General features: G+C 26.9%; 6 protein-coding genes and 1 tRNA gene. 4 read left to right on the forward strand and 3 right to left on the reverse strand.

Annotated features, from left to right (window positions below; all coding sequences use genetic code 11):
- Window positions 1-1,273, forward strand: a 1,273-nt coding sequence (locus tag ACERKK_RS09460) for an SDR family oxidoreductase (protein ID WP_373772840.1), incomplete at its 5' end; no start/stop codon positions are given.
- A gap of 19 nt (window positions 1,274-1,292) precedes the next feature.
- On the opposite strand, the gene ACERKK_RS09465 is transcribed toward ACERKK_RS09460, so the two are convergent.
- From ACERKK_RS09465 to rsmH, 3 genes are read right to left on the reverse strand one after another with little or no spacing between them, the layout of a single operon-like run.
- Entirely contained in the window at window positions 1,293-4,373 is a 3,081-nt protein-coding gene (locus tag ACERKK_RS09465; protein ID WP_373772841.1) for an efflux RND transporter permease subunit, read from the reverse strand.
- On the reverse strand, window positions 4,370-4,624 hold the full coding sequence (locus ACERKK_RS09470; RefSeq protein WP_373772842.1) for a hypothetical protein: 255 nt from the start codon (window positions 4,622-4,624) through the stop codon (window positions 4,370-4,372). Before ACERKK_RS09470 ends, ACERKK_RS09465 begins: the two co-directional genes overlap by 4 nt.
- Window positions 4,617-5,519 (reverse strand): 16S rRNA (cytosine(1402)-N(4))-methyltransferase RsmH, encoded by a 903-nt coding sequence (gene rsmH, locus ACERKK_RS09475; RefSeq protein WP_373772843.1) that lies wholly within the window; start codon window positions 5,517-5,519, stop codon window positions 4,617-4,619. Before rsmH ends, ACERKK_RS09470 begins: the two co-directional genes overlap by 8 nt.
- 61 nt (window positions 5,520-5,580) lie before the next feature.
- Here rsmH and ACERKK_RS09480 point away from each other — a divergent pair, with 61 nt between their 5' ends.
- From ACERKK_RS09480 to ACERKK_RS09490, 3 genes are all read left to right on the forward strand, one after another.
- Window positions 5,581-6,159 (forward strand): class II aldolase and adducin N-terminal domain-containing protein, encoded by a 579-nt coding sequence (locus ACERKK_RS09480; RefSeq protein ID WP_373772844.1) that lies wholly within the window; start codon window positions 5,581-5,583, stop codon window positions 6,157-6,159.
- Between the two features lie 122 nt (window positions 6,160-6,281).
- Window positions 6,282-6,560: an HU family DNA-binding protein gene (locus ACERKK_RS09485; RefSeq protein WP_373772845.1), complete on the forward strand. Its 279-nt coding sequence runs from the start codon at window positions 6,282-6,284 to the stop codon at window positions 6,558-6,560.
- Between the two features lie 56 nt (window positions 6,561-6,616).
- Window positions 6,617-6,701: transfer RNA gene (locus ACERKK_RS09490), tRNA-Leu, on the forward strand.
- Window positions 6,702-6,944: the final 243 nt, after the last annotated feature.

Consider the following 6,944-nt stretch of genomic DNA (forward strand, 5'->3'; position numbering starts at 1 on the left):
AGGTGATACTTTTAATCAAGAGAAACTAAAATTAGCACTTGATGGTGTTCATACTGCTTTTTATCTAATACATTCACTAAATAATAGAGATTATAAAAATCTAGATAAGATATCTGCTGAAAACTTTTCTAAAATTGCCCAAGAATGTGGTGTTAAAAGAATAATTTATTTAGGTGGATTAGGTGTTAAAAATGAAAATACTAGTGAGCATTTATTAAGTAGATTAGAAACAGGTGAAGTTTTAAGTGCAAATAAAAATATTCAAACTATATGGCTAAGAGCTGGTGTAATTATTGGTTCAGGAAGTACAAGCTTTGAAATAATTAGAAATTTAACAGAAAAATTACCAATTATGACTACACCTAAATGGGTTTATACAAAAGCTCAACCAGTTGCTGTTGCTGATGTAATTAACTATCTTGAACAATCGTTGTATTTAGAAGAAAAAAAGAATCTTATAATTGATATAGGAAGTGAGCAATTAACTTATAAAGAGATGATGATACAAACAGCAAAGGCTTTAGGTTTAAAAAGATTGATTATTCCTATTCCTTTTTTATCAATTGGAGTTTCATCTTATTGGTTAAATCTATTTACTCCTGTGCCATTTATTGTTGCAAAAGCATTAATAGAGGGTTTAAAATCAGAAGTAATAATGCAAAATGATAATGCAAAAAAATATTTTCCAAATATAAATCCAGTTAGTTTTATGGATTCTGTAAAAATAGCAATAAAAGAGATTCAAACAAATCAAGTTATAAGTAGATGGACTGATAATGCAGGTAGAATATGGGATAGAGATCATAGTAAAGAAATAGCAGATGCTATATTTGTAGATAGAAAAGAGCTTAATATCTCTTCATTATCAAAAGAAAAAGTTTATAAAAGCTTTATCTCAATTGGTGGGGATAATGGCTGGTTTGCCTTTGATTTCTTATGGGAACTAAGAGGATTAATTGATAAGTTAATTGGTGGTGTTGGACTTAAAAGAGGACGAAGAAACTCATCTGATTTACGAGTTGGAGATAGTTTAGATTTTTGGAAAGTTGTTGATATTCAAGAAAATGAAAGACTTTTACTATTTGCTCAAATGAAACTGCCAGGACGCGCTTGGCTTGAGTTTAAAATAGAAGGAGATAAACTAATCCAATCTGCATATTTCTATCCAAAAGGTGTATTAGGTAGACTTTATTGGTATAGTTTAATTCCAGTTCATTATTTTGTATTTACAAATATGATAAAAAATATTTTAAAAAATGCTTCAAAACTTTAGTTTTAAAGCATTTAAATATTTATAATTTTTTTAAATAAATAAGTCTATATAACATTGGAACATAATATAAATTTAAAATTGTAGCCCATAAAATTCCAAAACCTAAAGCAATAGCCATTGGTTGTAAAATCAAGGCTTGACCTGATGCAAAGAACATTAATGTTGCAAGACCAAGTATTGTAGTTGCTGATGTTAATAAAATAGGTCTTAATCTCATTAAAGCAAACTCTTCCATTTCTTCTAAGTTTTTTGCTTTTTTAATAAAATCCATCATAATAATTCCATCATTTACAATAACACCTGCAAGCCCTACTATACCTATTAAAGATGGCATTGTGATATTTATTCCAACAATAAAATGCCCTACTAAAACACCTAAAATTGATAAAGGAATAGTTGATATTATAATTAATGGTTTAATAATAGAGTCAAACATCCAAATAAGTGCAATAAAAATAAGAATAATAGCTAATAGTGCAGCTTGAGCCATCTCTTTTTGAACTTTTTGATTCTCTTCTTGTTCACCTTTGATATCTATTTGAACATTTTTTCTTTCTTCTTCTAAAAGTGGATTTAAAATATCGTATATTTCAGAAGATGTAATTTTATTTGCTGCTGCTGTTATTGAAACAATTCGTTTATTATTTTCTTTAAATATTTGAGATAAAGCTTTTTGTTCGACAATATTAACAACATCTTTTAATAAAACTTTTTGTGAACTAGAAGGAACAAGTAACTCAAAGTTATTTAAAGAAGCTAAGCTATCTTTATTTTTACTTTGGAAAACAACATCTACAATACCATCTTTATCAAACATTTTTGAGTAAGAACCTTTAAAATACATAGGTCTAATATTTGAAAGAATATAGTTTTCAGTAAAACCTAACTCTTGTCCATATTGATTTACTTTAAATTTTAATTCAATATTTCCTTCTAAAATATCATCAGAAACACTTGAAACACCTTTAATAGCTTCTAGTTTATTTTTGATTTTTTCAACAGAACTAACTATTTTTTGATTATCTCCACTTATTGCAAGTTCAATATCATTTTTTACAATTCCAGCACCTGGAACATAGATTTTAAACTCTTCGTATACTGCATTTTTCATTAAAGGTTTTAATAATACATTTAAATCTTCTTCTATATCTTGTGCAGATTTTATTCTTATCATATTTGTATCATCATATTTTGGAGATAAATATGGGTTTATATATTTATCAAAAAAGTTTAATGGTGCTCTTTCATATAAATTTACAAATATTTGGAAATAAAACTCTTCATTCTGAGGTAAATTTTTTCCATCAAGTTTAAGACCAATTACAGAAGAAACAGAATCAATATTTGTTTCAAATTCATACTCTTTCATAATCTTTTGTTCTATTATAGAAACTAACTCTTCTGTTTGCTCAATTTTTTTACCAACACCAACTGAACCACTTATATAAACTTGCGTAGAGTCAAAATCTGGTAAAAATTGAAACTTTGAATTTGTAGCTAAAATATATGTACATGATAAAATTGAAATAATCATAATAATCAAAGCTTTATATCTTTTTTCTAATAGATAATTTAAAACTACTTTATAAATCTTTTTATTAACTTCCCATATATGATCTGATCTTTTAACATGAGTATGAACATCAAAAATTTGTTTTGCATGTAAAGGTAAAAAGAAAAATGCTTCAATTAAAGATGATAGAAGCAATATTGTAATCATAATAGGTAGAATTTTCATAAACTTACCTACTTCACCTGTCATTAATAAAATAGGTAAAAAAGCAAATATTGTAGTAGCAGTTGCAGTTAAAACAGCTGGATAAACTTCTAAAGCTCCATCTCTTGCAGCTGTATATCTATCTTTACCCATTTCCATATGACGATAAATATTTTCACCAACAACAATAGCTTCATCAACTAACATTCCAAGGGCTATTAAGGCACCTAGTAGTGAAAGCATATTTAAACTATATCCCATAATATCAGCAGCTATTAATCCAATCATAAAAGAAGTTGGAATTCCAATAGCAATAACAGAGGCTATTCTAATATTTATAAAATAAAATAGTGCTAGAAATAATAAAAATACACCAAATAAAATATTTGAAACAACTGTATTTAGTCTATTTTTAATCCAAACAGATGTATCTGTATGTGTTTTAAACTCTAAGTTTGGATATTGTGTTTTATACTCTTGTAAAATATCTTTTATCTGTTTTACAAGCTCAATAGCATCACCTGATTCACTTTTATTAATACCAATAGAAATATCCCTATTTCCATTAAAATGTGAAATATTATTTACATCTGCTAATTCATATTTAACTTGTGCAATATCTTTTAAATAAACTTTTTTATTTGATATTTTTAAAATAGTATTATTAATTTTTGAGATTTCTTTTTCACCATTAAATGTACTTAAATAGTAATGTTTTGTTTCATCTTTTATTATTCCAACTGGAAAAATTGATGTTAGATTTTGTACGCTATTTACAACTTCTTGTAGATTTAAACCATAAGCTTTGATTTTATTTTCATCAAATTTTATAAGTAATTCTTTATCTGTATCACCCCAAATAGATAAATTACTTAAATCTTTAAGCTGTGCAATAGACGATTTTAAATCATTTGCAACACTTAAAAGTTTTTCTTTTGAATTATCTCCGTATAAAACAACCGTAATAAGCGGTATTTCTCCAACAACTTCTTTTACTGTTGGTTCATCCATGTCAGAAGGAAAGTTTACTTTTGTTTTTGTAATAATGTTTTTTACATCATCTATTACATCTTTTGCTTCAACGCCTTTTTTCAACTTCACATTAATTGAAAAAAATCCATTTTTTATTATTGTAGTAATATCCCCTGCTTCATCTAAAGAACTTAGTTCATCTTCTAAATCTTCAACAGCCATTTTATCTAATAAATCAGAACTAGCTCCTGCATAGACCCCTGTAATTGCAACAGAGTCTAAGGAAGCTGGAGGAAATATCTCTTTTGGGATTGAGTTATAAGCAAATATTGATAGAACAAATAAAAAGAATAATAAGAAATGATTTAAAATAGGTTTTCTTAGTGCAAAATCAATAATTGTTTTAATCATTTTTTAATTTCCAAGGGATTAAATAACAGAGAATCCATAATTTGGTTTTTAAATTTCATATCTTCAAGTTGTTGTGCTAAGAATTTATTCTCTTCTTGAAGTGATATATAGTGAGCATATAGCTTATTTATATCTTTGCTTATATAATATATATTATTTCTAAAATAAATTTTAGGAAAATATAAAATTGTCGCAAGAATTAACATTAAAAAAACAATAATTAATGAATTAACTGCCGTAAGTTTAATCAAACTTGAATATCCTTAATTTTGAACTTCTACTTCGTGGATTTTTTTTAATCTCTTCTTTTGTAGGAATAATAGGTTTTTTTGTAATAACTTTTCCTAATGCATGGTTATTTCCACAATCACATCTAAATGCTTCAGGAGGACAGATACAAGATTTTGTCCATTTTTTAAAATAGTTTTTAACAATTCTATCTTCTAAAGAATGAAAAGAGATAATTGAAATTGTACAATTTGTTAATTTTGCATTTTCAATAGAATCAAAAAGTCTTCTTAAAACTCCTAATTCATCATTTACTTCAATTCTAATACCTTGAAAAGGTAAAGTTGCAGGATGAATTTTTCCTTTTGACATTTTGTTAGATAGTAATGTTGCTAGTTCTTTTGCTGATGTAAAAGGTCTGTTTTTTACTATTAAAGAAGCAACTTTTTTATACTCTCTTACTTCTCCTAAATCTTTTAAAACTCTTTCTAATTCAACAGTTGAATATGTATTTACAACTATTGAAGCATCTAGACTTTGTTCTTGATTCATTCTCATATCTAAAGTTTCACTTTCAAAACCAAAACCTCTTTCTAACTTATCAAGTTGTAAAGAAGAAACTCCAATATCAGCTAAAAGTCCTCTAATTTCGTAATCTTTAAAAGATTCAATAACATGTTCAAAGTTACCTTTATTAAACGTAACTCTTGAAGAAAATTCTTCTAATCTTTTTTTTGAGAAGTTTAGAGCTTCATCATCTTGGTCATTACAAATTAATTTTATATTATCATTTTGCTCTAATAAACCAAAGCTATGTCCACCAAATCCAGTAGTACAATCTATTATATAACCCTCTTTTATATCTTCAAAAGATTCTAGTGTCTCTTTGTATAAAACAGGTACATGAGGTATTTGCATTCAAACAGTCCTTATTAAAATTAGTATATAATACCCAAAACTACATTTAAGGCTTTTTAAAATGATTGATAAAGATATAGTTAAGCAACTTGGTGATTTATCTCTTACAATGTTTAGGAAAAACTTTTTTGGTATTTATCATGGTGCTATCTCTGCAAAAGTAGATCAAGAAAATTTTATTATTAATACAGGTGATGCTATTTTTGATGAAATGAATGAAAAATCATTTTGTACATTAAATCTTACAAAACAAGATTATAGATGGAAAAGCGCAAGTATCGAATCACATATTCATGCAACAATTTATACAAATATACATGAAGCGAAATATATCGCATTTGGAATGCCAATATATACAACAGCATACACTTTTGATCATAATAGAATTATATTTGATGATTTCTTTGGAAAAACTACATTTGGTGATATTCCTATTTATGACCCTGGAGACTTTTCTACTTGGTATAATAGAAATGCTTTAGAGATTACAAAATATTTAAAAGAGTCAAAAAATAACGTAATGGTTATCAAAGGAATTGGCGCATATGTCTTCCATCGAGACCTAAATGAACTTGTTAAAAAAATAGCTATTTTGGAAAACTCTTGTAGGCTTTTAAGTATCAAAACATCATTTAATTAGGATATTTATCTTTAAAATTATATTTTTGATTATATTAGTTCGAAAAGTCCCTAATTTTAGCTATCCTAAAGCTTAAATACTATAAAGTTTCTCAAATTATAATTCAAAAAAGGAGTTCTCCTATGAACAAAGCAGAATTTATTGACGCAGTAGCAGCTAAGGCTGGTCTATCTAAAAAAGACGCAAAAGGTGCAGTTGATGCTGTATTAGACACAATTACTGAAACTCTTGTAAAAAGAGAATCTGTAAGTTTTATCGGATTTGGTACATTCTCAACTGCTGATAGAGCAGCTAGAACAGCTAAAGTTCCTGGAACTGATAGAACTGTTGATGTTGCGGCTACTACTGTTGCAAAATTCAAAGTTGGTAAAGCTTTAAAAGAAGCTGTATCTAACAAATAATTTTAAATTATTTAATATAAAAAAAGAGAACTTACTTATAAGTTCTCTTTTTTATTGCCCGTATGGAGAAATTGGTAAACTCAGGGGATTCAAAATCCCCCGCTTCACGGCTTGTCGGTTCGAGTCCGACTACGGGTACCATACACTCAATCTAATAAATATTTTTATTTTAAACTCTCTTCGATATTATTTTATTATACTAAATCAAATACAATCAAGTTGAAATAGGCTAGAATTGGTTAATAACAATAAAGAGGTTTTATCATGTTTCTTATTAAAAAAAATATTTGGACACTTTTCTTTTCACTAATTATATTTGCAACTTTACTTTTTTCTATACTTTCTTATGTTAAATGGAATGAGACAAATGAAGAATTTAGGATG

Origin of the sequence: Poseidonibacter sp. (assembly GCF_041821165.1) — a bacterium.
Lineage (GTDB): Bacteria > Campylobacterota > Campylobacteria > Campylobacterales > Arcobacteraceae > Poseidonibacter.

Excerpts from the sequence above, each read along its gene's own strand:
- ACERKK_RS09485 (WP_373772845.1), top strand. The coding sequence starts at position 6,282 with ATGAACAAAGCAGAATTTATTGACGCAGTAGCAGCTAAGGCTGGTCTA.
- ACERKK_RS09465 (WP_373772841.1), bottom strand. The coding sequence starts at position 4,373 with ATGATTAAAACAATTATTGATTTTGCACTAAGAAAACCTATTTTAAAT.
- ACERKK_RS09480 (WP_373772844.1), top strand. The coding sequence starts at position 5,581 with ATGATTGATAAAGATATAGTTAAGCAACTTGGTGATTTATCTCTTACA.
- rsmH (WP_373772843.1), bottom strand. The coding sequence starts at position 5,519 with ATGCAAATACCTCATGTACCTGTTTTATACAAAGAGACACTAGAATCT.